The 1,647-nt window shown below is 37.5% G+C and carries 3 protein-coding genes; 2 read left to right on the forward strand and 1 reads right to left on the reverse strand.

The genetic code is table 11. From position 1 onward, the window contains the following. Nucleotides 1-570: tryptophan 2,3-dioxygenase (locus AC1DRF_RS26635; protein ID WP_477742149.1), on the forward strand; the 570-nt coding region annotated here is incomplete at its 5' end. A 31-nt stretch (nt 571-601) separates the two neighbouring features. Continuing rightward, nucleotides 602-1,228 (forward strand): arylformamidase, encoded by a 627-nt coding sequence (gene kynB, locus AC1DRF_RS26640; RefSeq protein WP_230185508.1) that lies wholly within the window; start codon nt 602-604, stop codon nt 1,226-1,228. A 117-nt stretch (nt 1,229-1,345) separates the two neighbouring features. On the opposite strand, the gene AC1DRF_RS26645 is transcribed toward kynB, so the two are convergent. After that, nucleotides 1,346-1,549: a 4-oxalocrotonate tautomerase gene (locus AC1DRF_RS26645; protein ID WP_016765049.1), complete on the reverse strand. Its 204-nt coding sequence runs from the start codon at nt 1,547-1,549 to the stop codon at nt 1,346-1,348. Between the last annotated feature and the right edge of the window lie 98 nt (nt 1,550-1,647).

The raw sequence follows: 1,647 nt of genomic DNA on the forward strand, positions 1-1,647 counted from the left end.
ATTCAGCAGCAGCTAATTCAATCTTGGAGTGTTCTCTCTACGCTAACACCAGCAGAGTACATGGAATTTAGAGATAAATTAGGTCAATCTTCCGGCTTTCAATCCTATCAAAATCGCCTGATAGAATTTGCTTTAGGAAATAAAAATGTCCATACACTCTCTGTTTACCAGCATGACGCGGATTTATATCAAAAAATGCAAACGGCTCTTCATGAGCCTAGTATCTATGATGCTTCTATTCATGCCCTTATGAAACGCGGATTGCCGGTAGATCAAGAAGTTTTACAAAGAGATTGTTCACAGCCTTACGAACCGAATGCCAGCGTAGAGGATGCATGGCTTACCGTATACCGTAACGTTGATCAGTATTGGGACTTATACGAATTAGCAGAAAAATTAGTTGATATCGGAAATCAACAGCAAATGTGGCGATTTAGTCATATGAGTACAGTAGAAAGAATTATTGGAAACAAACAAGGTACAGGCGGATCTTCTGGAGTGAATTACTTAAAGAGAGCTCTGGATCAGCACTTCTTCCCAGAACTATGGAGCCTGCGAACGAAGCTATAAATATTTTATAAAAGATAGAGAGGTAGTAAGAATGAGCAAATGGATTGATATTTCACAGCCTCTAGACGAAAAAACAGCAGGATGGCCTGGTGATACTCCCTTTTCTTATGAAGTGAATTGGAGTAAAGAAGAGACCGGTTCTGTAAATGTTGGAAAAATAACAATGAGTATCCATACCGGCACTCATATCGATGCACCTTTTCATTTCGATGATAACGGAAAAAAGGTTATAGATTTGGACTTAGATTTATATATTGGACGTACAAAAGTTGTCCATATCTCAGCTAATAAAAGCATTGGAATAAACGAATTGTCAAATGTTAATTTAAAAGGTGTTACACGCTTATTGATTCGAACAGATGCGTGGCAAGATCGAAGTGTTTTCCCGGAAACCATTCCTTACATTGAACCAAGCTTAGCTTCTTACTTAGCTAAGCTTGGCATTCGCCTGCTAGGCATTGATCTGCCTTCAGTAGATCCACTCGATAGTAAAGAACTAGCGGCTCACCATGAACTTGCATACCATAAAATTCACATTTTAGAAGGTGTTTTACTAGATAAAATCCCTTCAGGAGACTATGAACTAATCGCAGCTCCTCTTCCTTTAGTTGAAGCTGATGGAAGTCCTGTGCGCGCGCTGCTGAAAAAAAGCGACTAACTTAAAGCGACTATTAAAAGAGCGATTCTTTTTCCTTAGATAATTTCCGATGTATACAAAAAAGAGCGGTATATAAATATACCGCTCTTTTATTATAGCTAATCAAATTTTTTCAACTTATTTCTTCTTATTCATATCTATTTCTTTCCTTGATACTCCTGCAATTCCCCAGTGCGAAGATGGAACCTCATTGACAATGATCCTTACTCTCTCCTTTTCAACGTCAAGGCTGTTAGAAATTGCTTCGGTTACTTCTACTAACATGTTTTTAATGTCTTTTTCTTCTCTTCCTTCCAAAAGGTGAACTTGTACAATCGGCATACTATCGACTTCCCTTAAAGTTTTCTATACAAAAAAGGTCTTTATGTTCAGATGAAATAATTATTAAAAAATTCTAGTTAGCTGCAGCTGAATGATAC

This window comes from Priestia sp. P5_B4, assembly GCF_056400385.1.

Coding starts and splice junctions, on each gene's coding strand:
- kynB (WP_230185508.1), top strand. CDS start 602: ATGAGCAAATGGATTGATATTTCACAGCCTCTAGACGAAAAAACAGCA.
- AC1DRF_RS26645 (WP_016765049.1), bottom strand. CDS start 1,549: ATGCCGATTGTACAAGTTCACCTTTTGGAAGGAAGAGAAGAAAAAGAC.